The sequence below is a fragment of the Aquirufa sp. A-Brett2-W8 genome, assembly GCF_054558755.1.
Genome location: NZ_JBPXKS010000002.1, coordinates 370,142 through 393,553 on the forward strand (window position 1 = coordinate 370,142; position 23,412 = coordinate 393,553).

At 39.6% G+C, this 23,412-nt stretch carries 24 protein-coding genes; 14 read left to right on the top strand and 10 right to left on the bottom strand.

All coding sequences use genetic code 11. From position 1 onward, the window contains the following. Window positions 1-136 precede the first annotated feature (136 nt). Both ACST13_RS01595 and ACST13_RS01600 read right to left on the bottom strand, forming a co-directional pair. Window positions 137-712, bottom strand: a complete 576-nt coding sequence (locus ACST13_RS01595) for a YceI family protein (RefSeq protein ID WP_459521471.1) — start codon at window positions 710-712, stop codon at window positions 137-139. Window positions 713-724: 12 nt separating this feature from the next. Continuing rightward, the gene (locus ACST13_RS01600; RefSeq protein WP_459521472.1) at window positions 725-1,189 is read right to left on the bottom strand and encodes a MarR family winged helix-turn-helix transcriptional regulator; all 465 of its coding nucleotides are present in this window, start codon (window positions 1,187-1,189) and stop codon (window positions 725-727) included. A 110-nt stretch (window positions 1,190-1,299) separates the two neighbouring features. On the opposite strand from ACST13_RS01600, the gene ACST13_RS01605 reads away from it, so the two are divergent. After that, window positions 1,300-1,908 (top strand): Maf family protein, encoded by a 609-nt coding sequence (locus ACST13_RS01605; protein WP_459521473.1) that lies wholly within the window; start codon window positions 1,300-1,302, stop codon window positions 1,906-1,908. Between the two features lie 7 nt (window positions 1,909-1,915). Here the strand turns inward: ACST13_RS01605 and ACST13_RS01610 are convergent, their stop codons facing one another. Further along, complete coding sequence (locus ACST13_RS01610; RefSeq protein ID WP_459460346.1) at window positions 1,916-2,242, bottom strand: HesB/IscA family protein; 327 nt, start codon at window positions 2,240-2,242, stop codon at window positions 1,916-1,918. Between the two features lie 149 nt (window positions 2,243-2,391). Between ACST13_RS01610 and sufC the strand changes: the two genes are divergently transcribed. The 6 genes from sufC to ACST13_RS01640 are packed head-to-tail and all read left to right on the top strand — an operon-like array spanning window position 2,392 to window position 6,801. Continuing rightward, window positions 2,392-3,144, top strand: a complete 753-nt coding sequence (gene sufC / locus ACST13_RS01615) for a Fe-S cluster assembly ATPase SufC (RefSeq protein ID WP_459521520.1) — start codon at window positions 2,392-2,394, stop codon at window positions 3,142-3,144. Window position 3,145: 1 nt separating this feature from the next. Continuing rightward, window positions 3,146-4,357: a Fe-S cluster assembly protein SufD gene (gene sufD / locus ACST13_RS01620; protein WP_459521474.1), complete on the top strand. Its 1,212-nt coding sequence runs from the start codon at window positions 3,146-3,148 to the stop codon at window positions 4,355-4,357. Window positions 4,358-4,359: 2 nt separating this feature from the next. Next, complete coding sequence (locus tag ACST13_RS01625) at window positions 4,360-5,586, top strand: SufS family cysteine desulfurase (RefSeq protein ID WP_459521475.1); 1,227 nt, start codon at window positions 4,360-4,362, stop codon at window positions 5,584-5,586. After that, a complete protein-coding gene (locus ACST13_RS01630; protein WP_459521476.1) occupies window positions 5,586-6,002 on the top strand; it encodes a SufE family protein in 417 nt (138 codons plus the stop codon). The genes ACST13_RS01625 and ACST13_RS01630 overlap by 1 nt, the downstream gene beginning before the upstream one ends. 31 nt (window positions 6,003-6,033) lie before the next feature. Then, window positions 6,034-6,345: an iron-sulfur cluster assembly protein gene (locus tag ACST13_RS01635; protein WP_459461243.1), complete on the top strand. Its 312-nt coding sequence runs from the start codon at window positions 6,034-6,036 to the stop codon at window positions 6,343-6,345. 42 nt (window positions 6,346-6,387) lie between these two features. Then, on the top strand, window positions 6,388-6,801 hold the full coding sequence (locus tag ACST13_RS01640) for a BrxA/BrxB family bacilliredoxin (protein ID WP_459521477.1): 414 nt from the start codon (window positions 6,388-6,390) through the stop codon (window positions 6,799-6,801). Window positions 6,802-6,866: 65 nt separating this feature from the next. Here the strand turns inward: ACST13_RS01640 and ACST13_RS01645 are convergent, their stop codons facing one another. Continuing rightward, window positions 6,867-9,695 (bottom strand): M16 family metallopeptidase, encoded by a 2,829-nt coding sequence (locus ACST13_RS01645; RefSeq protein ID WP_459521478.1) that lies wholly within the window; start codon window positions 9,693-9,695, stop codon window positions 6,867-6,869. Window positions 9,696-9,773: 78 nt separating this feature from the next. Then, window positions 9,774-11,177 (bottom strand): tetratricopeptide repeat protein, encoded by a 1,404-nt coding sequence (locus ACST13_RS01650; protein ID WP_459521479.1) that lies wholly within the window; start codon window positions 11,175-11,177, stop codon window positions 9,774-9,776. Between the two features lie 86 nt (window positions 11,178-11,263). Here ACST13_RS01650 and ACST13_RS01655 point away from each other — a divergent pair, with 86 nt between their 5' ends. From ACST13_RS01655 to ACST13_RS01675, 5 genes are all read left to right on the top strand, one after another. Further along, window positions 11,264-12,193, top strand: coding sequence for a Ppx/GppA phosphatase family protein (locus tag ACST13_RS01655; RefSeq protein WP_459521480.1), 930 nt, complete (start codon window positions 11,264-11,266; stop codon window positions 12,191-12,193). 57 nt (window positions 12,194-12,250) lie between these two features. Then, entirely contained in the window at window positions 12,251-13,000 is a 750-nt protein-coding gene (locus tag ACST13_RS01660; protein WP_459521481.1) for a MotA/TolQ/ExbB proton channel family protein, read from the top strand. A 4-nt stretch (window positions 13,001-13,004) separates the two neighbouring features. Further along, window positions 13,005-13,406, top strand: a complete 402-nt coding sequence (locus ACST13_RS01665; protein ID WP_459521482.1) for an ExbD/TolR family protein — start codon at window positions 13,005-13,007, stop codon at window positions 13,404-13,406. 214 nt (window positions 13,407-13,620) lie between these two features. After that, the gene (thrA, locus tag ACST13_RS01670; protein ID WP_459521483.1) at window positions 13,621-16,083 is read left to right on the top strand and encodes a bifunctional aspartate kinase/homoserine dehydrogenase I; all 2,463 of its coding nucleotides are present in this window, start codon (window positions 13,621-13,623) and stop codon (window positions 16,081-16,083) included. Window position 16,084: 1 nt separating this feature from the next. Beyond that, a complete protein-coding gene (locus ACST13_RS01675; protein ID WP_459521484.1) occupies window positions 16,085-17,020 on the top strand; it encodes a homoserine kinase in 936 nt (311 codons plus the stop codon). Here ACST13_RS01675 and ACST13_RS01680 read toward each other — a convergent pair. Beyond that, window positions 17,017-17,883, bottom strand: a complete 867-nt coding sequence (locus ACST13_RS01680; RefSeq protein WP_459521485.1) for a tyrosine-type recombinase/integrase — start codon at window positions 17,881-17,883, stop codon at window positions 17,017-17,019. The two genes, ACST13_RS01675 and ACST13_RS01680, sit on opposite strands and share 4 nt — an antisense overlap. 40 nt (window positions 17,884-17,923) lie before the next feature. Then, entirely contained in the window at window positions 17,924-18,118 is a 195-nt protein-coding gene (rpsU, locus tag ACST13_RS01685; protein WP_459521486.1) for a 30S ribosomal protein S21, read from the bottom strand. A 125-nt stretch (window positions 18,119-18,243) separates the two neighbouring features. Here rpsU and metG point away from each other — a divergent pair, with 125 nt between their 5' ends. Beyond that, window positions 18,244-20,274 (top strand): methionine--tRNA ligase, encoded by a 2,031-nt coding sequence (metG, locus tag ACST13_RS01690; protein ID WP_459521487.1) that lies wholly within the window; start codon window positions 18,244-18,246, stop codon window positions 20,272-20,274. A 228-nt stretch (window positions 20,275-20,502) separates the two neighbouring features. On the opposite strand, the gene ACST13_RS01695 is transcribed toward metG, so the two are convergent. Continuing rightward, the gene (locus tag ACST13_RS01695) at window positions 20,503-20,961 is read right to left on the bottom strand and encodes a hypothetical protein (RefSeq protein WP_459521488.1); all 459 of its coding nucleotides are present in this window, start codon (window positions 20,959-20,961) and stop codon (window positions 20,503-20,505) included. A gap of 248 nt (window positions 20,962-21,209) precedes the next feature. Next, window positions 21,210-21,770 (bottom strand): aminoacyl-tRNA hydrolase, encoded by a 561-nt coding sequence (pth, locus tag ACST13_RS01700; protein ID WP_459521489.1) that lies wholly within the window; start codon window positions 21,768-21,770, stop codon window positions 21,210-21,212. Between the two features lie 83 nt (window positions 21,771-21,853). Between pth and ACST13_RS01705 the strand changes: the two genes are divergently transcribed. Next, complete coding sequence (locus ACST13_RS01705; protein WP_459521490.1) at window positions 21,854-22,603, top strand: SDR family NAD(P)-dependent oxidoreductase; 750 nt, start codon at window positions 21,854-21,856, stop codon at window positions 22,601-22,603. On the opposite strand, the gene rlmB is transcribed toward ACST13_RS01705, so the two are convergent. Continuing rightward, window positions 22,600-23,394: a 23S rRNA (guanosine(2251)-2'-O)-methyltransferase RlmB gene (gene rlmB, locus ACST13_RS01710; RefSeq protein ID WP_459460307.1), complete on the bottom strand. Its 795-nt coding sequence runs from the start codon at window positions 23,392-23,394 to the stop codon at window positions 22,600-22,602. The genes ACST13_RS01705 and rlmB overlap by 4 nt on opposite strands. Window positions 23,395-23,412 lie beyond the last annotated feature (18 nt).

The following is a 23,412-nucleotide window of genomic DNA, read 5'->3' on the forward strand; positions in this document are numbered from 1 at the left end:
TCAAATAAATAATTCAAATTCTTTTACTCCTGCGCCTAATTAAGAGAGCGAAAGAGTTCGTATAGTAGTGTGAAATTTCAAAATGTAATCTCATAAAACATTGTCGTAAGGCAGTTTTAGAGATTACATTTTGAAATTACTCACTAACTAAAGACACTGTGAGAGCGAAATCATCATAAATCGCCTTATCACCAATTGATTCAAAGAACTTCTTAGAACCGTAACGGATGTTAAAGTCAGTACGATCGATCGTAATGTTTGCCTTCGCAGTTACTTTACCGCCTTTAACCGCAATTTCTGCTGGGAAAGTGATTGATTTTGTGATCCCTTTTACGGTTAAGTTACCAGTTACTTGATTACCTGCTACCTTAGTGATGACGAAAGAAGCCGTTGGGAATTTTTCTACTTCGAAGAAATCACCAGAAGAGATGTGTCCAATGAATTTTTGGTTGTAACCTGCATCCGTGATATCTAAATCCTTAATGGTTTTCAAATCAATGGTGAAGTTTCCTCCGATTAATTTGTTTCCATCTACATTTAAAGCGCCTGCAGAGATTCCTACAGTACCATTGTGCTCTCCAGTTACCTTCTTGGCTAACCAAGCGATAGAACTAGTTGTCTTGTTTAAGTTGACAATTTTAGGTGCGGCAACACCAGCAATTGAGATTAGGCCTAAAGCCAAAGTTGCAATAATTACTTTTACAGATTTCATATAATTTATTGTTTAATTGTGAGAAAATACGGTTCTAAATTCGTCCAAAATTTGGTTCATTTCTTCGAGTTTTCTAACTCCTAAAATGTCGAAATGTTTTCCCCAGTCATTTTGAACTTGATCTACTTGTGTTAATAAGTCTAGTCCGGAAGGTAAAATTAAAATATCCACTGCTCTGCGATCTTTCGGGCATTCACGGCGTAGAACTAATTTTTTTTCCAGCAATTTATCTACTAGGCGAGAGGCATTGGACATTTTATCTAACATTCGTTCCGTAATAGCCAGAACGGTCATTGGAGTTCCTTGTTGTCCTCGCAGAATACGTAGTACATTGTATTGTTGTACGGTAAGTCCAAAAGGTTTAAGCAATTCCTGCTGTTGCTGAACAATCCAGTTGCCTGTAAAGATCGCATTCACAACGGCTTTAGAGGCCTCAGAAGGAAATTTTGTTTGCTTTAAATCTTCGGAAATACCCATGATTAAAATTTGATGTCGTAAAATTAAATGTAATTACATTAAATACAAAGGAAATTAAATTTATTTTTATTAAAACCCTGATAATTTTAAATTTTGGGCTATTTTTGAAGATGCAGAATCTATTATCCCTTCAATACCCATTCATTTTAGCATCGAATTCGCCACGTCGAAAAGATATCTTGCGTTCCGCCGGCTTTGAATTTTCTGTATTGCCGAGTGATGTGGATGAATCTTTTGATGAAACAATGAAAGCCCAAGACGTTCCTGTCCATTTAGCGGAACGTAAAGCCAGTGAATTAGCCAAAATTTCTCCTAATGCCTTAGTTTTAGCCGCTGATACGGTCGTGATTTTGGGAACCGAAATCTTAAATAAACCACAGGATAAGTCGGAGGCCATTCAAATGCTACAAAAATTATCTGGTCAAACACACGAAGTGGTGACTGGGATTGCATTACAGACTCCACATGGACTGTTTACGAAAGCGGATTCAGCTTTAGTTAAATTTCGCACCTTGGAGGATTGGGAAATTGATTTTTATGTTCGGGAGGGTGCTTGCATGGACAAAGCCGGTTCTTATGGCGTACAAGATTTTCTAGGAATGGTAGGAATCGAATCGATCGAGGGCTCTTTCTATACGGTCATGGGTTTACCTATTTATGAGGTCTACTCACTAATGAAGCCTTATATTTTAGACGGGAAACAATTATTTATAAGATAAATAAGCCTTAGATAGAGAAGCTTTCTCCACAACCACAAGTACGACTTGCATTGGGGTTTTTAAATTGGAATCCTTTGCCATTTAAGCCATCGGAAAAGTCTAATTCGGTGCCCGCTAAGTATAAGATTGATTTTTTATCAACCATTACTTTTACCCCTTTGTCTTCGATAATCATATCATTTGGTTGAGCTTCTGCGGCGAAATCTAAGTTATACATTAAGCCTGAGCATCCGCCACCTTCTACTGCCACGCGGATGTTAAATTCTTCCGTTAAACCTTCCTTAGAACGCAATTCTTTAATTCTATTGGCTGCTAAATCCGTTATCGTGATCATGATCGATGTTTTTGAAATAATTCTGCTACAAAATTAAGAATTTTTTCGATAAAAAATTCATTTATTTAGAGTGAATCTAAATAAAGGCTAGTTTTTCAAAACCATTGGTCTTAATTTTGTGTTTTAAATGCAGATTCAAATACAATATGATGCTTTCAATTAAGAATTTACACGCAAGTATAGGAGAGAAGGAAATCTTGAAAGGGATTAATTTAGAAGTTAAAGCCGGTGAGGTTCATGCGATTATGGGGCCGAACGGTTCTGGAAAGTCTACCTTAGCGTCTGTTTTAGCTGGCCGCGCTGATTATGAAGTAACAAGTGGAACTGTAGAATTTCAAGGTAAGGATTTATTAGAATTAGCTCCTGAGGAACGTGCTGCAGAGGGTTTATTCTTAGCTTTTCAGTATCCGATAGAGATTCCAGGTGTTTCGACTACTAATTTTATGAAGTCAGCTGTCAACGAAATTCGTAAATACCGTGGTGAAGAACCTTTAGACGCTGTTCAGTTTTTGAAAATGTTTAAAGAGAAGATGAGCTATGTGAATATAGACCAAAGTTTATTGTCTCGTGCATTAAACGAAGGCTTTTCAGGTGGTGAGAAAAAAAGAAATGAAATCTTCCAAATGGCGGTGTTAGAGCCGAAGTTAGCCATCTTGGATGAAACAGACTCTGGATTAGACATTGATGCCTTGCGTATCGTGGCAGAAGGAGTAAATAAATTGAAATCCCCAGACAATGCGACGATCGTGGTGACTCACTATCAACGTCTTTTGGACTACATTATTCCAGATTTTGTGCACGTTTTGTACAAGGGAAAGATTGTGAAATCAGGAGGGAAAGAATTAGCGCTTGAATTAGAAGAGCGTGGGTACGATTGGATCATTTCAGCTTTAGGAGAATAAGATGTTGTATACAGAATTAACGTCATCAACTCAGAAAGAGGCTTTGGAGCGTTTTAAGGCCAAAGGTTTTCCTACCAACAAATGGGAGGAATGGAAGTATGCTTCCTTGAAATCATGGAATGAGAGAGAAGTAGAGTGGACCCCTTCAGCCTTGAATGAGGCTTCAGAGGCTAGCTTACAAACCCAAAATGGAAATACCACCTTTACTGGTATTTTGCCAGCAGGTGTAGAATTTCTACTTTTTGATCAGTTTTTAGCTACTAATCCAGCGATGGCTGCTAAATGGGAGCAGCGTTTTCCGATCCTTGATCAAAATTCACTCTATGATTTAAATGCAGCACTCGTTGCTAATACTCAAGTTTTGTGGGTAAAGGCAGGTGTTTCTGTGGACGATGCCATATCGCATGATTTTATTTTATCGGTGAAAAAAGCGTCGGCTATTCAAAGCCGTTTAATTGTGTTCTTGGAGGCTGATGCTTCTTTAACTTTGATTGAGCGAGCTTATACTTCAGCAGGTTCAGAAGAAGTCTTGTCTAATTTTGTGCAAGAAATATATGTGAGTGAAAAGGCTAATTTGACCTATGTGAAGGAACAAGATTTGGCCCAAAACACCACCCACATCGATCATACCTTCATTACGCAGCTTTCAGATAGTCAAGTAGATTTATTTACGTTCTCTCTGAATGCCGCATATTTACGTAATAACCTGCATTTCTACAGTGATGGAGAACGCGTAATGTCCAATCTAAATGGACTCTATGTGCCAGGAGAGGACCAATTAATGGATTCTCATACGGTTGTGGATCACCGTAAACCGAATTCAGAATCCCATGAATTATACAAAGGGGTTTTAATGGGGAATGCGACTGGGGTGTTTAATGGTAAGATTTTTGTGCGTCCTGATGCTCAGAAAACGAATGCTTTCCAAAGCTGTAAAAACGTCTTAGCCTCTACGCGTGCCACCATGAATACGAAGCCTCAGTTAGAGATTTGGGCAGATGATGTTAAGTGTTCTCATGGAACCACGACAGGTCAATTGAACGAGGACGCTTTATTTTATTTACGGTCTAGAGGTATTTCTTTAGCAAACGCACGAACTTTATTGTTATTAGCTTTTGTTCAAGAAGTAATCGATCGTGTTACACACGAAGAGACGAAACTACGTTTGACAGATAAAATCATTTCAAAAATCCAGACTTCCTTAGCGATTTAATCATGGCGGAAAAATTAAATATAGATCAAATTAGAGCGGATTTCCCTGTTTTACATCAGCAGGTGAACAAAGCTCCTTTGATTTATTTTGATAATGCGGCGACTACCCAGAAACCGAAAGTTGTCATAGATGCTTTACAAGACTATTACGATCGGGATAATGCCAATATTCACCGAGGACTTCACACCTTAGCTGAACGTGCAACGACCGCTTATGAATTAACTAGAACTAAGCTTGCGTCCTTCCTTAATTCACCCTCTTCAGATCAGATTATTTTCACATCAGGTACGACGGCGGGGATTAATTTAGTAGCCCAAACTTTTGGACGTGCTAACATCGAAAAAGGAGATCAAATCATCGTTTCTAACCTAGAACACCACTCGAACATCGTGCCCTGGCAGATGATTGCCCAGGAAAAAGGAGCAGAGATAAAAGTGATTCCGGTAAGCGACGAAGGAGTTTTAGATATCGAAGCTTTCAAAGCATTATTAAATTCTAAAGTTAAATTAGTCGCTGTCAATCACGTTTCTAACGCGATTGGCACGATTAATCCCATTGTTGAAATCATAGCACTTGCACACGCTGTAGGTGCAAAAGTGCTAATAGATGGTGCACAATCGGTGGCGCACTTAGCTGTGGATGTGCAGGCGCTCGATTTGGATTTCTTTGTATTTTCTGCACACAAGTTATTTGGGCCGACTGGCGTAGGCGTATTGTACGGAAAGCGTGAATTACTAGAAAATATGCCACCTTACCAAGGAGGCGGGGAGATGATTAAAGAGGTGAGCTTTGCGGGTACGACTTATAATGAATTACCTTATAAATTTGAAGCAGGAACCCCTAATATCGCTGATGTGATTGCTCTAGGAGCTGCTTTAGATTATTTGCAAGCAATTCCAGCTGATGCCTTAGCGACTCAAGAAGAAGCACTTCTAGCTTATGCGACGGAGAAGCTACAGGTTATTCCGGGTTTAAAAATCGTCGGTACAGCACCTGAAAAAATTGCTGTGATTTCCTTCGTGGTGGATGGTGTTCATCCACAGGATATTGGCGTTTTATTGGATAAATTTGGCATTGCGATTCGTACGGGTCATCATTGTGCACAGCCTTTGATGGAACGATATGGCCTTGTGGGGACTTGTCGTGCCTCTTTCTCGTTTTACAATACGTTCGAAGAAATCGATCGATTTGTTTTATGTTTAGAGAAGACTTTACAGATGTTACAATAATGGAGCAGGCGATAAACGATATACAGGAGGAATTAATAGAGGAGTTTGGTCTTTTTGAAGATTGGGCCGATAAATATGAGTATTTGATTGATTTAGGGAAGAAGTTAGCTCCTATGTCAGATACTTTTAAGACAGAGGAGAATGTGATTAAGGGCTGCCAAAGCCGCGTTTGGTTACATGCCGAGAAGCAAGGTGATTTAGTCGTATTTCAAGCTGATTCTGAAGCAATTATTGTGAAAGGAATGATTTCGATGTTGATTCGGGTATTATCGAATCATAGCCCTGCAGAAATTTTGGCATCAGATTTATATTTTATTGATCAAATCGGAATGAGCCAGCATTTGGCCCAAACCAGATCAAACGGTTTAGTTTCCATGGTAAAACAAATGCAACATTATGCTTTGGCCTTCTCTTAAGCGATTATTCAGTATGGAAAATTCAAGTCAAATGAATGAGGTAGAATTAAAGGAAAAAGTGGTAAAGGCGATTAAGACCGTCTATGACCCAGAAATTCCAGTTGATGTGTATGAGTTAGGATTAATCTATGAAATCAAGATTTTTCCAGTGAACAATGTCTATATTTTGATGACATTAACTTCGCCCTCTTGTCCGTCTGCGGAAAGTATTCCGGTAGATATTGAGAAGGCGGTGAGAGAAGTAGAAGGTATAGCTGAAGTGTCAGTTGAATTAACTTTTGACCCACCTTACGAGCAAGATATGATGTCAGAAGTGGCAAAATTGGAACTTGGATTTATGTAATTGCGTTATCGTTTTAATTATAAAATTTAAATAGAAAAATAGATGTATCCAGAACATTTAGTACATCCTATGCGGATGGATATCGTGGCCGGAGGATTTCAAGAATTGAAGTCAGCTTCAGAGGTGGAAGACGTCATGGCAAAACCAGGTACAACCTTGGTGTTTTTTAATTCTGTTTGTGGCTGTTCAGCTTCTACGGCTCGCCCAGGTGTTAAAAATGCCGTAGCAGCTTCTGAAAAGAAACCAACAAACTTAGTGACAGTATTCGCTGGTGTAGATCCAGAAGCGGTTCAAAAAGCACGTGAATACACCCTACCTTATCCTCCATCTTCCCCATCGATAGCTTTATTCAAAGATGGTGAATTAGTTCACTTCGTAGAGCGTCACCACATAGAGGGTCGTTCTGCTGATATGATTGCAGGACACTTAGAAGGTGTGTTTGATGAGTTTTGCTAATTCTATACAGCATAAAAAAAGGGAGCTCCATTCGGGCTCCCTTTTTTGTTTCCTTTCAGGAAGGATTATTGCTTGGGCGCACCGCCCATTGCTCCTGATTCTGAACTGCTATTCTTAGCTTTCTCTGCCATTTTCTTCGCAGCGCCTTCATAGTCACCCGCTTTAATGAAGGACATCTTCAATAAGTCGATTGATTTCTGAGTAGCCTCTTGAATTTGAGCTGGAGTTAAGCTCTTCACCTTAGTCTCTAAATCTTCAGACCATTTCATATTACGGCCTAAGTATAAGTTACTGTTCAAGCTTCCTACTAAAGCATTATCTTGAGAACGCGTCACTTGACGTGATTGTAACCAAGATTTCTTCGCTTCATCGATTTCTTTCTGAGTAAAACCTTCTTTTAATACTTTCTCGATTTCCTCTTTGAAAGCAGACTCTAGCTTAGCTAAATTCTCTGGAGCGTAAATAGCATATCCGATGAAGGCACCACTTTGATCTAATGGACTAGCTACGAATTGCGATCCAACACCGTAAGATAAACCATCTTTTTGACGGATACGGTTCATTAAACGAGAGCTTAATCCACTACCACCACCTAACATATAGTTAGACAATTCTAATGCAGCGTAATTAGGATCGCTATCAGAAATCTTCAATGGCTGGTAAGCTAAGAAGAAGGCATTTGCCTTATCAGGCGTCTCGATAGAAATGGCTTTGCCACCTGTCTCTTTGAACACATCTGGAATACGTTTGTAAGGCTTAGGGGATTTCCAGTTAGCAAATTCCGCCGTGATTACATCCTTTAATTCTTTCTCATCAAAATCACCTACGGCAGAGAATGTTGCATCCGATGCTCCGTAGAAGTTCTTGTAGAAATTAATTGACTCCTCTAATTTTGCAGCCGCATAATTAGCCGTTTGCTCTGCCATAGTAGGCTGGTAACGTACATCTTTCTTGTCATAGTGACCTGTTCTCAATTGACCTAATGCATCAGATCCTTTTGCTTGAGGCTCACTTTTTTGACCTTCGATGGCTGTTAAATTCTCTTGCTTTAACTTCTCGAATTCAGCTGCCGGGAATACCGGTTGCTTTAATGCTTCAGCCACTAATTTCATCGCTGGGATTAAATTCTCGCGAGTTGTTTCAATAGAAACACTTGCTTGAGTAGGTCCACCATTGATACTCACACGGGCTTTTAATTTGTCTAATTCATCCTGGAATTGTTGACGTGTATGTTTCGCTGTTCCTTTAGATAACATGTCTGCCGCTAAATCGGCTGCAGTTACTGTACCCATTAAGGATTTTTCATCACCAAAACGTAAAGTCATACGAGCATAAACCGAGTTACCTCTTGTCTTCTTAGATAAAAGCGCTAATTGGATACCCCCAATTTTTTCTTTTTTAGTACGAGCATCGATGTTCGCTGGAGATGGATCAAATGCCTCACCTTGGCTAACTGCTGCTTTTGGCTTGAAGTCTTTCAATACCACTGCTACTTCTTTCGATTCTGGAATCTCCGCACGCTCAGGCTTCTCTGTAGGGTAGAAAGTACCTGAGGTTCTATTAGATGTTTTGAAATAAGTGGAAGCCACACGTTGAATATCCGCAGGAGTAATTTTCTCTAATTGATTACGCGTATGGAATAATAAACGCCAATCTCCTTGAGCGATGTACTCAGACATTCCCACACCTACACGTTGTGCATTATTTAATAATAACTCGATGTTCTTAATGCCTTTCGTTTTGATACGATCTACCTCTTCTTGCGTTGGAGGAGTTTTGGCAAAATTTTCGATGGTATTAATCATAATCTGGCGAACTGAATCCACCGATTTTTCTTTCAATACTTCTGCGCCAAAATAAATCAATCCTGGCTCTTTCAATTGGAAAGAGAATCCAAACTGGCTACTTGCCTTCTTCGTATCAATCAAGGCCTTGTATAAACGTCCAGACGGAGCATCAGTTAATAAATCAGCCATGACATCTACCGCAACATAATCCGGGTGTAAGCCAGATGGAATATGGTAAGCCATACCCAAAACTTGTACATCACCCACGCGGCGAAGTGTTACCTCTCTTTCACCATCTTGGGTAGGTTCAGCCGTGAAAGTAGGCGTTAAAACACGCTCAGGACGTGGAATTACACCAAATTTCTCATTGATTAATTTCAATGTCTTAATCGGATCGAACTTACCAGCTACTAATAACACGGAATTATCAGGTTGATAATACTTGCGGTAATAGGCTTGTAAATTCTCGATAGGCACTTTTTCGATATCAGAACGAGCTCCGATCGTAGAGTTTCCATAGTTATGCCATAAGAAGGCAGTAGAAACGACACGCTCCATTAAAACACTTCCTGGGTCATTTTCACCCCGTTCGAATTCATTACGTACAACCGTCATTTCGGTTTCTAATTCGCTTTTAGCAATGCGGGAGTTGATCATACGATCAGCTTCCATATCTAAAGCCCAATCTAAGTTTTCATCTGAGGAAGCAAAGGTCTCGAAGTAATTGGTGCGATCTAACCAGGTCGTTCCGTTAAATTGAGCTCCGTGATCTGAGATTTCTTTTGCGACTTCTTTATGCTTCTCTTTAGTTCCCTTGAACACCATGTGCTCTAATAAGTGGGACATACCTGTTTCACCGTAGCCCTCGTGACGAGATCCTACTAAATAAGTGATATTAACCGTAATGGTTTGTTTCGATGGATCGGGGAATAATAAAACTTTTAAGCCGTTGGCTAATTTATATTCCGTAATTCCTTCCGCTTCTGTTACCTTTTCAGGGATAGGAAGGCTGGCGGATGCCTTTAGTGTGGATGGAGCGGGTTTAGTTTGTGCGATGGCTGGTTGTAAAAGACAAAGCAGTAAACCCGAAAGAATAATTTTCTTCATAGGGGTATTTTGTTTATTGACTGGAAATTTAAAAGATTATTGAATTGAGTGTATGATTAATGTGATGAGCGGTTGAATTTATTTCTTGTATTGTTGGATTAACTTGTAAATCGCCTTTTTTGTTTCCATGTTAGGGAAATATTCGAAAATAATTTCGTGTTTGTCATAATCTAATAACAAACCTGATTCTAGGAAATGAAAGGCCTCTTTGAATTGACCTGCTTTTATTAAAAAGATGGCTGCTCGGTAATATAAGTCGGCTTCCTCCGGAAGTTCATCGATCGCAGATAACATGATTTCAGCACATTTTTCGAAATCATCTAAATCATAATGCAATTGTGCCCATTTGACCCAGGTAGGGGCGAAAAAGGAATCTAAATCAACGGATTTGGCATAAGCCTCATCCGCAGAAACAGGATTGCCTAAATAGGATTCCACATCGGCTAAACCAGTCCAATAAAGTGGATTTAGGTCATTTAATTTCAGTGCTTTCTTTAGAAAATGTAGGGCTTCAAACCATTTGTCCATCTCGGTTAAACAAACAGCTAAGCCATAATAGCCTTCATCCCAAAGAGGGTCGACCTTAATCGCTTCTTTATAGTTTTCTAAAGCCCCCTCAAATTTACGTTGACGCTCTAAACTAGCCCCTAAACAGCAATATAGTTCTGGATTAGGGTCATCGTATTTCAAACATAATAGGTAGGACTCCTCTGCTTTTACGTATTCCTGAATATTCATATAGGTATTACCCAGGTTAAAAAGAGACGACCCAAAAGTAGGTTCAATCGCCAGCGAATATTCATAAGCATCGATCGCCTTTTCGTATTGTTTTAGCTTAGAATAGGCAATACCTAAATTATACCAGGCCGTAAAAGAGAAGGGATCAGAATCTATGAATTGCTTGTAATAGGGGATACTTTCATCGATTTTACCTATTTCGTCCAAACAATTAGCTAATTCCACCAGCGCATTTTCATTCTCTGGGTTCATTTCTAGACATTTCTTTAGCATGTCGACCGCCTCCCGAGGTTTACCCCAGGCTTGGTAACTTAATCCGATTCGAAAATAGACTTCGTCTTTTTCCTCTGTTCGGTCTAAGGAGGCTAAAAAAAGTTGGATGGATTCTTCGTGCTGGCCCATTTGGCTTAATAAATAGCCTTTAACGAGCGTTAATTCGATGTCGTTAGGGAAAAGCAAGATGGCATTTTCAATTAATTCCATCGCCTCTTCCGGCTTCTGCATTTCGCCTAAAATTTGTGCTTTCAGCGTAATCAACTCCAGCGAATAACTGAAGTGAGTCAGACCTAAATTTACGGCCTCTAGAGCTTGGTCAAAACGCGATTGAACAAAATAATGTTCAGCAATTTGTTCCAAGGTTTCTGCATCGAAAAACGCGTTTTCTTGCTGATTTAACATGTTCTCGTAACGTTGTACGGAAGAGTGAATGTCTTCTTTATTCTCGTCGAATTCGGGATCTAGCATTTTTCAGAATACATTTTTACTAAAATAAAGAATATTATTTATTCTTGAACGCCTTTTCGGCTTATTTTTGTTCCAAATAAATGATAATGTCAAAAATCTGTGCGATTGCGGACCTCGGTACGAATACTTTTCAATTACTAATTTCACCTAAGAATGAATTTCAAGTTTTGAATCAGCTGCAAAGGCCAGTGGGCTTAGGGATGGGAGCAATGGAAAGGGTGACATTGCAGGAGGATGCCATGGATCGTGCTTTTGTTTGTTTGAAGGAATTTAGTGACCTTTTTCTGGCCAAAGGTGGAGATTTGTCTGATTTTCGAGCCATTGGAACAAGCATAATAAGACGTGCTTCGAATGCGGATGCTTTTATTCAACGTGTTAAAAAGGAATTAGGGATTCAGATTCAAGTGATTGATGGAATGCAAGAGGCAGAATATATCTATTCAGGTATACGAAATTCCTTGCCTGAACGTTGGGAGAAAACTAGTTTAGTGATGGATATTGGTGGAGGAAGTGTGGAATTTATCTTGTTTAAAGGTAAGGAAGTGCTTTACCGGGTGAGTTTGGAACTAGGAGGTTTGCGATTAAAATCAATGTTTTCCGTGAATAATGAATTTCATCTAGCTCTTCTGGAAGATTTAAATAGCTATGTGACGAAAGAAATGCAAGTTTTATTTAGCGAATGTAAGAAGGCGAAGCCTGCTGTTTTAATAGGAGCAGCGGGAGCTTTCGAGACGATTTTAGACTTAGAGAATAGACCAGGCTTCGCGCCGGCTTCCTGCGAAATAGACTTAGCTCAATTTCGATTACATAAAAGGAATTTAGATAGTTTGCCTTATCAGGATAGGGTAGGATACCCGGGAATGAAGGCTTTTAGAGCAAATATTTTCCCTTATGCGACTTTTTTAGTGGAGAAAGTTTTGCGGGAATTAAGGATTAACGAACTTTGGTTTTCGTCCTATAGTTTAAAGGAAGGATTTTGGTTTAAAGAACTCTCACCTTCGATTAAACAACCGTAGAGATTGTAAAAAAAAAATTGTAAACTTGTAGTAAATAAGATTAATCAACCTCATCCTATGGCTTTTTCGCTAGCAACTATTTTACTTCAGGCGGGTTCAGTGACCGTCGATTCTACTGCAGCTATTGCAGATTCTATTGTTAATTCAGCTCCTGTTCAAGAGGTTACGAAAGTAGTCGTGGAGGAATTTTCAGTCTTGGATTTATTAGGAAAAGGGGGATATGTGATGTATCCAATCGGTTTCTTATTCGCTGCTGCGGTTTTCTTGTTCATAGAACGCTATTTATACATCCGCAAGACGGCTAAGTTAGATGAGAATTTCTTGCATACGATTCATGATATGTTGCAAGCGGGTAATGTGCAGGGTGCCATTAATTTCTGTAAGACGAATTCGTATCCGATTGCGAAGCTTTTGGAAAAAGGATTATCTCGTTTAGGTTCTCCTATCCGTGATATTGAAGCGGCTATAGAGAATAAGGCCAAAGTAGAAATTTATAATATGGAGAAGAATTTAGGTATTCTAAGTGCGATTGCTCGTATTGCTCCTATGTTTGGTTTCTTAGGTACGGTAACGGGTATGATTCGTACTTTCCACAATATTTCAATCTCGAATAAAATTGATATTTCAACGATTGCTGGTGGTATTTATGAGAAAATGGTGACATCGGCATCAGGTTTAATTGTAGGTATCATTGCGTATGTCTTGTATACTTTATTAACGACGATGATTGATCGTACGATTAATAAGATGGAAATTACGGCGATTGATTTCTTAGATATTCTTCACAAACCAGCGTCTAAATCATAATTCGATGAACTTTAGAAAAAGAGCAAGAGAAGCATCGGAGGTAGAAACAGGAGCCCTAGCGGATATCCTTTTCTTCTTATTGATGTTCTTTTTAATGATTTCTACGCTTGCCTCACCAGATGCGATTAAATTGCTTTTGCCTGAAACTGCGAAGCCAATGCCTACGCCAGCTAATGAGGTGATTCGCTTGACAGTGGATGAGCAGCTAAATTACTATATTGACGATCGTTTAGTGGATTTTGCGAATTTAGAGGCAGAATTAACGAAGGAAGCGACTTCGAAGAAAGCGGTGACTTTAGTGGTTCGGATGGATCGTAATCAGACAGTACAAGAATTAACCAATATCTATGACCTGGCAGCTAAATTAAAATTAGCCATGGTGATGGCGGCGGAAAAGAAAAAATAAAAATACTATGGGAGGCTATGTTATCATCGCCCTCAAATCAATAGCCGTTTACGTGTTCATCGTAGTATCCGTTTTGTCAGATAATTACAGGAATTCTAGTAAAAGAAAGCATAAAGCTCACCGAATTCTTGGTCAAAATACGGCCTAAATTCGTATATTTGTCCTTATATCTCAGCTGTTTGTAGAGTTGAGAATCATTTTGTTTTCTTTATTAATGGAAAAAATCCTAAAATTCGGTGGGACAAGTTGTGGAAGCATCGAAAGTATTCAATCCGTTTTGGCTATTATAGAGTCAAACTGGAAATCCTCCTCAGACTTTGCCGTTGTCTTTTCTGCCATGGGTGGTGTGACCAATCAATTGTTGGAAGCGGGCGCCCTTGCGGCTCAGCCAAAAACCACAATCAATACACTGATTGAAACGATTGAAACACGTCATTTCGATGTAATTAAGCACTTTATTCCTGTTAAGGGACAAAGTCAGGTGATTGCGCACGTGCGTACGTTGGTGAATGAATTACGGGATGTTTTAAAAGGAATCAATTTGATTAAGGAGATCTCTCCTAAGACATCTGACCTGTTGGTTAGTTTTGGCGAGCGCCTATCGACCTATTTAGTGTACGCTATTTTACATGAAAAGGGTCTTCCTGTCGTATATGTAGATGCTCGGGATATTATTAAAACGAATAGCGCCTTTAGTCATTCAGAAGTTGATTTTTCGGTGACTAATTCCTTGATTTCTGCTTATTTTGAAACCAATAAAGGTTCAATAGGACTTGTGACAGGATTTATTGCTTCGAATTCGAAAGGGGAAACGACGACCTTAGGTCGTGGTGGATCAGATTATACGGCCTCTGTTCTAGGGGCAGCCTTAGGCGTAAAGGAAATTGAAATTTGGACGGATGTGGATGGAATGATGACCGCAGATCCCCGAAAAGTGAAATCTGCCTTTACGATTCCGTCGATTTCTTATGCGGAAGCGATGGAATTAACCCATTTCGGAGCTAAGGTCATTTATCCACCCTCTTTGCAGCCAGCGTTTGCTAAGAATATTCCCATTCGGGTCTTGAATACTTTTAATGCAGGTTTTAAAGGAACAGTTGTGAGTAAAGAGCCTACGGGAAGTCCTTATATTATTACTGGAATTTCTTCCATCGATCAATTAGCGTTGGTTAATTTGCAAGGTTCTGGTATGATCGGTGTGGCCGGGGTTTCGGCCAAATTATTTACCGTTTTAGCGCGCGAAAAAATATCAGTAGTCTTGATTTCACAAGCTTCTTCTGAGCATAGTATTTGTTTTGCGATTGATCCTGCGGTATCTGAAAAGGTACGCAAGGTATTGGCTAAAGAATTTGCAGCAGAAATGGCTTCTGGAGATATCGAGGGAATTGATATTCAAAACGATCTTTCTGTGATTGCGGTTGTAGGTGAAGGGATGCGCAAGCATACCGGTGTGAGTGGTAAATTATTCTCTTCTTTGGGAAAAAATGGGATAAATATTGTCGCTACGGCACAAGGATCGTCGGAATTAAATATTTCGGTCGTGATTGAACAGAAAGACCTCTCAAAGGCCTTAAATGTAATTCACGAGACTTTTTTCTTTTCCCAAATCAAAACATTGAACCTCTTTTTAGTAGGAGCTGGATTAATAGGGAAGACATTATTGAAGCAAATTATTGGTCAGGAAAATTATTTGACTAAATACAAGGGGGTGCGTATCCGATTAACAGGAATTGCGAACAGTCGCAAGCAATTAATTCAGGAAGATGGCATCGAATTAAAACACGGGTTAACCTTATTAGATCAGGTAGGTGAGCCCACTGATTTAGCCCAATTTATTGACCAAATTAAAACCTTAAACCTGCCCAATTCCATCTTTGCGGATTGTACAGCAAGTAAAGAAATATATACAAATTATTTAGGCTTGTTTCAGTCGAATATTTCGGTAGTCACGCCTAATAAAGTAGCGAATTCAGGTCCGTATGACTTATATGCGCAATTGCATCAAACGGCTCTGGCTAAAGGAGTTAAATTCTTATATGAGACGAATGTGGGAGCGGGTTTGCCGGTTATTAATACTTTGCAAGGGTTGATTTCCTCAGGGGATCGTTTTGAAAAAATCGAAGGGATACTTTCGGGAACTTTATCTTTCTTGTTTAATCAATTTAAGCCAGGAAAATCGTTTGGAGAGGTTTTGAGAATTGCCAAACAAAAAGGATATACCGAGCCAGATCCGCGGGAAGATTTAAGTGGGATGGATGTGGCGCGTAAAATATTGATTTTGAGCCGCGAAATCGGTTTGAAATTAGAGTTTTCGGACATTACGATTGAAAAAATTATTCCTCCAGCTTGTGAGGCGGCACCTACGGTGGAAGCTTTCTTTGAGGAAATAGATAAGTCGAATGATTTCTTTGAGAAATTAGTCAATGAGGCCGCGGCTAAAGGAGAAGTCTTGCGTTATATCGCTTGTTTAAAGGATCAAAAAATAACCATCGGTTTACGTTCTGTAGGCTCGTCTCATCCATTCTATCAAATGGATGGAGCAGATAATGTCATCGCTTTTACAACGAAACGTTACCACGATCGTCCTTTAGTCATTAAGGGGCCTGGGGCGGGTGCAGAAGTAACAGCATCAGGAGTTTTCGCAGATATTGTGTCCATCGGTAGTCATCTCGCATAATATGGAAAAGATACGCGTATATGCGCCTGCAACGGTAGCGAATGTGGCTTGTGGATTTGATATCTTCGGTTTTGCAGTGAATCATCCAGGTGATGAGGTCGTATTAGAAAAGAAGTCTACACCTGGGATTATCATTAATGAAATTACGGGTGATGAGGGACGTTTACCTAAGGCAGTAGAGAAAAATACCGCCGGTATCGCCATCCAAAAATATTTAGAATTCATCGGTCGCGAAGACCAAGGTTTCGAGCTTTCCTTGCACAAGGATATGCCGCTAGGATCTGGTTTAGGTTCCTCTGCGGCATCCGCCGTAGCGGGCGTTTTTGCGGTAAATGAATTAATGGGCCGCCCACTATCCACAAAAGACCTCTTGCCCTTCGCGATGGAAGGCGAGCGCGTCGCCTGCGGCTCCGCGCATGCGGACAATGTGGGTCCATCGCTATTAGGCGGCTTTATTATCATTCGTTCTTACGATCCTTTAGATATCATTCAAGTACCTGTTCCGGCAGATTTATATGCGAGTATCGTCCATCCACAAATTGAGGTGAATACGAAAGATGCCCGTGGAATTTTAGATAAAGAGATTTCTTTATCAACTACCATCACCCAAATGGGTAACGTAGCAGGGCTCGTAGCCGGTCTCTTATTGCCTGATTATGACTTAATCGGACGTTCCCTCGTGGATGTAATTATCGAGCCGTCACGCGCCATCTTAATACCTGGTTTCGCGGAAGTAAAAGCTGCTGCGATTTCGAATGGAGCGTTAGGTTGCTCGATTTCTGGCTCGGGTCCCTCTCTTTTCGCCTTATCTAAAGGAGAAGAAACCGCTAAAAAAGTAGCTAAAGCCATGGCCGCGGAATTCGCTGCTTTGGGCATAGGTTCAGAGCAGTATGTCTCTCAAATTAATCAAAAAGGCCCAGTTGTATTAGCTGATTAGGCTTTAGGATGCGCTTGAAGGTAGATCGCCTTCATTTTTTCCATCGAATTATGGGTATAAACCTGTGTCGCCGCTAGATTAGCATGACCTAATAACTCTTTGATGGCATTTAAATCTGCCCCTCGATTCAATAGATGCGTAGCATACGTATGTCGTAAAACGTGTGGCGACAACTTTTCTAGTTGGCTAAATTCCCCTAGATTTTTTTTAACTAAACGTTGAACAAACATTGGATATAGTGGATCACCTTTATCTGTGAGTAATAATTGGGAGTTTTCGAAGGTGCAAAAGCCCCGATACGCCTGGATAAGCTCTATTAAAAGCTGTGGAATCGGAATAACACGTTCCTTATTGCGCTTACCAATCACTCGAATCGTTTTTGCCGCTAGATTAACCTGACTATTCTGTAAAGAAATTAATTCCGCGAGTCGAATTCCAGTGCCATACAGTAAAAATAGGATGAGTTGGTCTCTAGCTTCGCTGAAATTGCTGGCTATTTTTCGGTTCTCCACCAAGTTTTCCATCTCTGATTCCCGAACAAAGTGCGGCAATTTCTTCGTGGTTTTCACCATCCGGATGGATGTCATGGGATTCTCAGCCACTTTTCCGCTTCTCAATAAGTATTTATAGAAGGTGCGTAAAGTGGCTAATTTGCGATTTATGCTCCGGTTTTGAATGGTATCATCTGATAGACTAATGAGCCACTTGCGTACATCCATCGCTTGAACCTCTAGGAGTTTCCGTGGTTCTATAAAAGCGATAAATTGCTCTAAATCAATTGAATAGGAGGTAATCGTGTGCGGGCTGAGACGCCTTTCTATGGACAGGTGGTCCAAAAAAAAATTGACTAATTCACGATTCATAATCGAAATTAGTCAATTCCTGTAAAGAATTTATAGGAAATTAGTTATTAATATTTCCGTAAGTAATCTGCTTATAAGCAGCACGAATCATTTCTTTACGACGACCTATAGAAGGTTTTTCGAAAGCAGATCTTCTACGTAGTTCTTTAACTACTCCTGTTTTTTCAAATTTCTTCTTAAAGCGCTTTAAAGCTTTATCAATTGATTCGTTCTCTTTTATTGAAATAATTAACATTTTCTTTTGTCTGTTTTTTTAAATTGTGTGCAAAGATAATCATATTTTTTTGATGCGCAATAGGTGAATCAATTATTTCAATGAATGTTTTTACCTATTTTTGTTCTTTCAATTTAAAGAATTTTATGTCAGACTTTTCCCGGACAACGGTTACCGCAGCGTTAATTTATGCGAATGGACCCATACACATTGGTCATTTAGCTGGTTGTTACTTGCCAGCAGATATCTATGTTCGGTATTTACGACTACAGAAAAAGGACGTAATTTTCGTGTCTGGAACAGATGAACATGGGGTTCCTATTACGATTAAGGCAGCTAAAGAGAGAAAAACACCTCAACAAGTGGTTGATTATTATTATACAGAAATCAAAGATTCTTTCGAGCAATTTGGCATATCCTTTGATATATATGGTCGTACTTCTGATCCTATACATCACGAGGTTTCCCAAGAGTTCTTTTTGAAATTATACAAGGAAGGGAAATTCATTGAGGAAGTAACGGAACAATTTTACGATGAAGAGGCCAAACAATTCTTAGCGGATCGCTACATCACAGGGGATTGCCCGTCTTGCAAGCAAGCTGGCGCCTATGGTGATCAGTGTGAAAAATGTGGAACGACGCTTTCTCCGACTGAATTATTGAACCCTAAATCTGCATTGAGTGGATCTCAGCCAGTATTAAGGCCTACTAAAAACTGGTTTTTGCCCTTAGATAAATGGCAGCCAGAATTAGAAAAATATGTCGCCTCACATCCGGAATGGAAATCGAATGTGACGGGACAAGTGAAGTCATGGCTGCAAGAAGGTTTGAAACCTCGTGCCATGACGCGTGATTTAAACTGGGGTGTGCCTATTCCTTTGCCGGATACGGATGGGAAAGTGCTTTACGTGTGGTTTGATGCTCCTATCGGTTATATCTCCATGACGAAGCAATTAACGCCGGAATGGGAAACCTATTGGAAAGCGAAGGATAGTCGCATTGTACATTTTATTGGAAAAGATAATATTGTCTTCCATTGTTTGATTTTCCCAGCCATGTGTATGGCGCATGGAGGCTATCAATTAGCGGATCAGGTGCCGGCGAATGAGTTTATGAACCTTGAAGGGGATAAGATTTCGACATCACGCAATTGGGCTGTGTGGCTTCATGAATATTTAGTGGATTTTCCAGGGAAGCAAGACGTCTTACGTTATGCGTTAACGGCATCGAGTCCAGAAACAAAGGATGCGGATTTTACTTGGGCAGATTTTCAGACCAAAAACAACTCCGAATTAGTCGCCATTTTAGGCAATTTCGTGAATCGAGCCTTTGTTTTAATTGATAAGAACTTTAATTCAGTGGTGCCGCCGAAAGGGGAGGGCACTGGTTTAGAAGCTGATTTAATGGCAGCTATGGCGGAAATTCCTGCAAAATTAGAGACGGCTTTAGAAAATTATAAATTCCGCGATGCGCTTGTTTTAGCTATGGAGATTGCCCGTTTGGGTAATAAGTATTTAGCAGAAGCAGAGCCTTGGAAGATAATGAAGGAAGATCCGGCTAAAGCAGGAACGGTCTTGAATTATGCGGTTCAGCTGGTTGCGCAGGCAAGTATTGCCTTGGAGCCATTTATTCCATTCAGCGCTCAGAAATTACGCTCAGCCTTAGGGATGACTAGTTTTGAGTGGTCGAGTTTGGGTGATTTCGAAGTGATTTCGGCAGGATCTGCTTTGCAGAATCCAGGTTTGTTATTTGAGAAAATTGAGGACGAGGCCGTACAAAAACAAGTTGATAAATTAGTTCAAACAAAAACACAGATGGATTTAGCATCGAAATCGGTACCAGCCTTGAAAGAGACCATTGCCTTTGATGATTTTGCCAAAATGGATATTCGTATTGGTGAAATCATTTCAGCAGAGAAGATGGAGAAGAGTAAGAAGTTGTTAAAACTTCAGGTGAATGATGGTTTTGTGACTCGAACCATTCTGAGTGGCATTGCAGAGCATTTTGCGCCTGAGGATCTTTTAGGTAAGCAGGTGACTTTTTTAGCTAATCTGGCTCCGCGTAAAATGATGGGTATCGATAGCGAAGGAATGATTCTACTGGCCGAAGATGCGGATGGAAGTCTCGCATTAGTGCAACCTCATAAGAAAATTTGGAATGGAGGAACCGTTAATTAGGCCTCTAAATCAGGACAGGGATTAAATAAAAATAAGGTCAGAAGAAACTTCTGGCCTTATTTGTTTAACCTCTAAACCTATTTAACTATGAAAATTTATACAAATATAATGCTTTTCTCCATATTTTATGAGTTTAGTGCAAAAAAATAAAAAAAGGTGAAGTTAAAAACTTCACCTTTTCTGTTTACCTCTAAACCTATTTAACTATGAAAACTACTAACAATCTAATTATAACATCACAATCAAGTGCTCTTGTTGTTCAGAGCTATTATCGAAATTGATGTCGATAACGGGCTCCGTGCTAACAATAGACCAAACGATGTTGATCTTTTTTGCTGCTTGATTAATTTCCTTGATCCAGTTTAACGTATTGCCGTCTGAAAAATTTTGTCCCTGCTCAGAAATAGTTTTGATGGTTTGGTTGAAAACCACTTTTTCTGTTTCAGATACCTTTAAGTATTGTGTTTTGTTATTTTGAAAATCTTCTAAAATCGATATTGTCAAACTCGCTGCGCTTGCACTCTTAACTTGAGCGTCTTTGCGAATCAATGAGGTGATCACTTCTGATAATGTTTCTGATTGTACTGATAAATCGTTTGAACGATTCAATGAACGTGCGTTTTCTCCTGCTACCGCGACTAGGTTTAATCCAATTAAACAACTAGCTAATAATAATGTCTTCTTCATATTTTTGTTATATTTATTATCTAAATCAACAATACAAAATTATTGCATTTTTTTAATATGACAAAACTTTATTTTAGTCTATTTCGGTGTTTAATTTTTGAATAATTCTGAATTAGGGACAAGGATCAGAATAAAAAGTATATTTTTGATACGTATACAAAATAATATTTGGCATATTATTTTAATACATTTGAATAATTCTTATTATAAAATTACGGAAAAATTCAAATATTCTTTAAATAGTACAATCATTGGTTGTATTTGTTCATTGTTTTGGTGAGGCCTTCGGAGCAGAATGTTTCTATTATCTCCACGGTTTTGTTCAAAATGAAGGGAATCACTTCTAATTCTGCCTCTGGAAAGTTACTTAAGACATAATCTGCTTGTCGACCTTTAGGAAAATCACTCCCAATTCCCATCCGCAAACGAGGGTATTCTGATCCACCTAGAACTTCTTCGATACTTTTTAAACCATTGTGTCCGCCAGGTGAACCTTTGGGCTTTAATCGCAAGGTCTCGAAGGGTAGGGCCAGGTCGTCCACTAAAACGAGCATGTTTTCTTTTTCAATCTTATAATAGGACAACCAATAATTCACCGCTTTTCCACTTAGGTTCATAAAAGTGGTGGGCTTAATCAAATAGATCGTGTGACTTTTTAACTTATAGGAGGCAACAGAAGCTAGCCGGTCTGTCTTAAAGGATAGCTCTTTTTGTTTGGCTAAATAATCTATCGCCATAAACCCGATGTTATGCCGTGTAAATAAATACTGTGGGCCTATGTTGCCCAGTCCAACGATTAAAAAGTTCATGCGGGTAAGCGATTTTTTTTACAAATTACGTTCAAATTTTTTAGAACACCTCTTTGCGCTTACCTTCGCATATAATTAATCGTATGAATAAAATTGCCTGCATCACAGGTGCGAGTTCCGGAATCGGCCGCGCCACTGCCCAATCCTTAGCTAAAGACGGTTTTCGTTTAATTCTTTGTGGTCGAAGAAAAGAGCGATTAGAGGAATTAAAGGTAAGTTTAGGTGTTGAATCAATTATTTTGGTCTTTGATGTGACGGATCAGAAATCGGTTATTTCAGCTTTTGATTCTTTATCGGCCGATTGGAAAAATATTGATGTCTTGATAAATAATGCCGGAAATGCGCATGGCATGTCCGCAATTCAAGATGGAGACGTGGCTGATTGGGAGGCGATGATGTCCTCTAATGTGACAGGTTTATTATATGTATCGAAAGAGGTAATGAAGGGAATGGTAGCTCGCGAATCAGGTCATATCATTAATCTATCCTCCATAGCGGGTAAACAAACGTATCCGAATGGAAATGTCTATTGTGCCTCTAAGGCCGCTGTGGAAGCTTTATCTGCTGGTATGCGCTTAGATTTAAATCCATTTGGCATCAAAGTATCTAATGTAGCTCCGGGTGCGGTAAACACCGAGTTTTCTGAAATACGTTTTAAGGGTGATTCGGCGAAAGCAGCCTCCGTTTATGCTGGATACGAACCTTTAGTGGCTGAAGATGTGGCGGATTTAATTCACTATATTATTATGGCACCGGCACACGTGAATATTGCGGACGTGACTATTTTGCCTAAAGCGCAAGCTTCAGCCTTCCAAATTCTTCGTAAAAATTAAATAGAGCGCTGGCGAACGGTCTCGAAAATAATGACACCCGCCGCCACAGAAACATTTAAAGAACCTACTTGACCTGTTTGAGGAATTTTAGCGATTTCATCTGATTTACGGATGATTTCGTCGGTGATTCCATCTTCTTCAGATCCCATAATGATCGCAATGGGGTCTTTGTAGTCGATTTCGTAAATGCTACTCTTTGCTTTTTCCGTACACGCCACCACACGTAAACCCGAGTTTTGTAAGAAATCGATGGTCTGAATAAGGCTATCTTCTTTACAAACCGGAATAAAGTTCAATGCTCCTGAAGAGGTCTTCATGGCATCCGCATTGATTTGAGCGGCACCGCGAGAAGGTAAAACAATCGCGTGAACACCAGCACATTCGGCCGTACGAGCGATAGCACCAAAGTTTCTAACGTCCGTAATACGGTCTAAGATTAAAATGAAAGGAATTTCTCCTTTTTCAAATGTGTCTGCGATGACATTTTCTAATTTCGCATAATGAATAGCAGAAACGAAGGCGATAGCCCCTTGGTGATTTTTACGCGTGATGCGATTTAATTTTTCCAAAGGTACCTTTTGTACTTGTATGCCTTTTTCTTTGGCTAAATCAAGGATTTCCGTGTTTCCAAGTTCTCTTTGAACTAATAAACGATCAATTTCCTTCCCCGAACGAAGGGTTTCTAGTACAGATTGCACCCCAAATACAAACTCTTTATTGTCTGTTACGGGCGCTGTAAAATGCCTAAATGGTCGCTTAAATGGGGGTCTTGATTCGTTTTCTTCTGACACGTCGTTGCTTGAAATTTT

Excerpts from the sequence above, each read along its gene's own strand:
- ACST13_RS01595 (WP_459521471.1), bottom strand. The coding sequence starts at position 712 with ATGAAATCTGTAAAAGTAATTATTGCAACTTTGGCTTTAGGCCTAATC.
- ACST13_RS01600 (WP_459521472.1), bottom strand. The coding sequence starts at position 1,189 with ATGGGTATTTCCGAAGATTTAAAGCAAACAAAATTTCCTTCTGAGGCC.
- ACST13_RS01605 (WP_459521473.1), top strand. The coding sequence starts at position 1,300 with ATGCAGAATCTATTATCCCTTCAATACCCATTCATTTTAGCATCGAAT.
- ACST13_RS01610 (WP_459460346.1), bottom strand. The coding sequence starts at position 2,242 with ATGATCACGATAACGGATTTAGCAGCCAATAGAATTAAAGAATTGCGT.
- sufC (WP_459521520.1), top strand. The coding sequence starts at position 2,392 with ATGCTTTCAATTAAGAATTTACACGCAAGTATAGGAGAGAAGGAAATC.
- sufD (WP_459521474.1), top strand. The coding sequence starts at position 3,146 with ATGTTGTATACAGAATTAACGTCATCAACTCAGAAAGAGGCTTTGGAG.
- ACST13_RS01625 (WP_459521475.1), top strand. The coding sequence starts at position 4,360 with ATGGCGGAAAAATTAAATATAGATCAAATTAGAGCGGATTTCCCTGTT.
- ACST13_RS01630 (WP_459521476.1), top strand. The coding sequence starts at position 5,586 with ATGGAGCAGGCGATAAACGATATACAGGAGGAATTAATAGAGGAGTTT.
- ACST13_RS01635 (WP_459461243.1), top strand. The coding sequence starts at position 6,034 with ATGAATGAGGTAGAATTAAAGGAAAAAGTGGTAAAGGCGATTAAGACC.
- ACST13_RS01640 (WP_459521477.1), top strand. The coding sequence starts at position 6,388 with ATGTATCCAGAACATTTAGTACATCCTATGCGGATGGATATCGTGGCC.
- ACST13_RS01645 (WP_459521478.1), bottom strand. The coding sequence starts at position 9,695 with ATGAAGAAAATTATTCTTTCGGGTTTACTGCTTTGTCTTTTACAACCA.
- ACST13_RS01650 (WP_459521479.1), bottom strand. The coding sequence starts at position 11,177 with ATGCTAGATCCCGAATTCGACGAGAATAAAGAAGACATTCACTCTTCC.
- ACST13_RS01655 (WP_459521480.1), top strand. The coding sequence starts at position 11,264 with ATGTCAAAAATCTGTGCGATTGCGGACCTCGGTACGAATACTTTTCAA.
- ACST13_RS01660 (WP_459521481.1), top strand. The coding sequence starts at position 12,251 with ATGGCTTTTTCGCTAGCAACTATTTTACTTCAGGCGGGTTCAGTGACC.
- ACST13_RS01665 (WP_459521482.1), top strand. The coding sequence starts at position 13,005 with ATGAACTTTAGAAAAAGAGCAAGAGAAGCATCGGAGGTAGAAACAGGA.
- thrA (WP_459521483.1), top strand. The coding sequence starts at position 13,621 with ATGGAAAAAATCCTAAAATTCGGTGGGACAAGTTGTGGAAGCATCGAA.
- ACST13_RS01675 (WP_459521484.1), top strand. The coding sequence starts at position 16,085 with ATGGAAAAGATACGCGTATATGCGCCTGCAACGGTAGCGAATGTGGCT.
- ACST13_RS01680 (WP_459521485.1), bottom strand. The coding sequence starts at position 17,883 with ATGAATCGTGAATTAGTCAATTTTTTTTTGGACCACCTGTCCATAGAA.
- rpsU (WP_459521486.1), bottom strand. The coding sequence starts at position 18,118 with ATGTTAATTATTTCAATAAAAGAGAACGAATCAATTGATAAAGCTTTA.
- metG (WP_459521487.1), top strand. The coding sequence starts at position 18,244 with ATGTCAGACTTTTCCCGGACAACGGTTACCGCAGCGTTAATTTATGCG.
- ACST13_RS01695 (WP_459521488.1), bottom strand. The coding sequence starts at position 20,961 with ATGAAGAAGACATTATTATTAGCTAGTTGTTTAATTGGATTAAACCTA.
- pth (WP_459521489.1), bottom strand. The coding sequence starts at position 21,770 with ATGAACTTTTTAATCGTTGGACTGGGCAACATAGGCCCACAGTATTTA.
- ACST13_RS01705 (WP_459521490.1), top strand. The coding sequence starts at position 21,854 with ATGAATAAAATTGCCTGCATCACAGGTGCGAGTTCCGGAATCGGCCGC.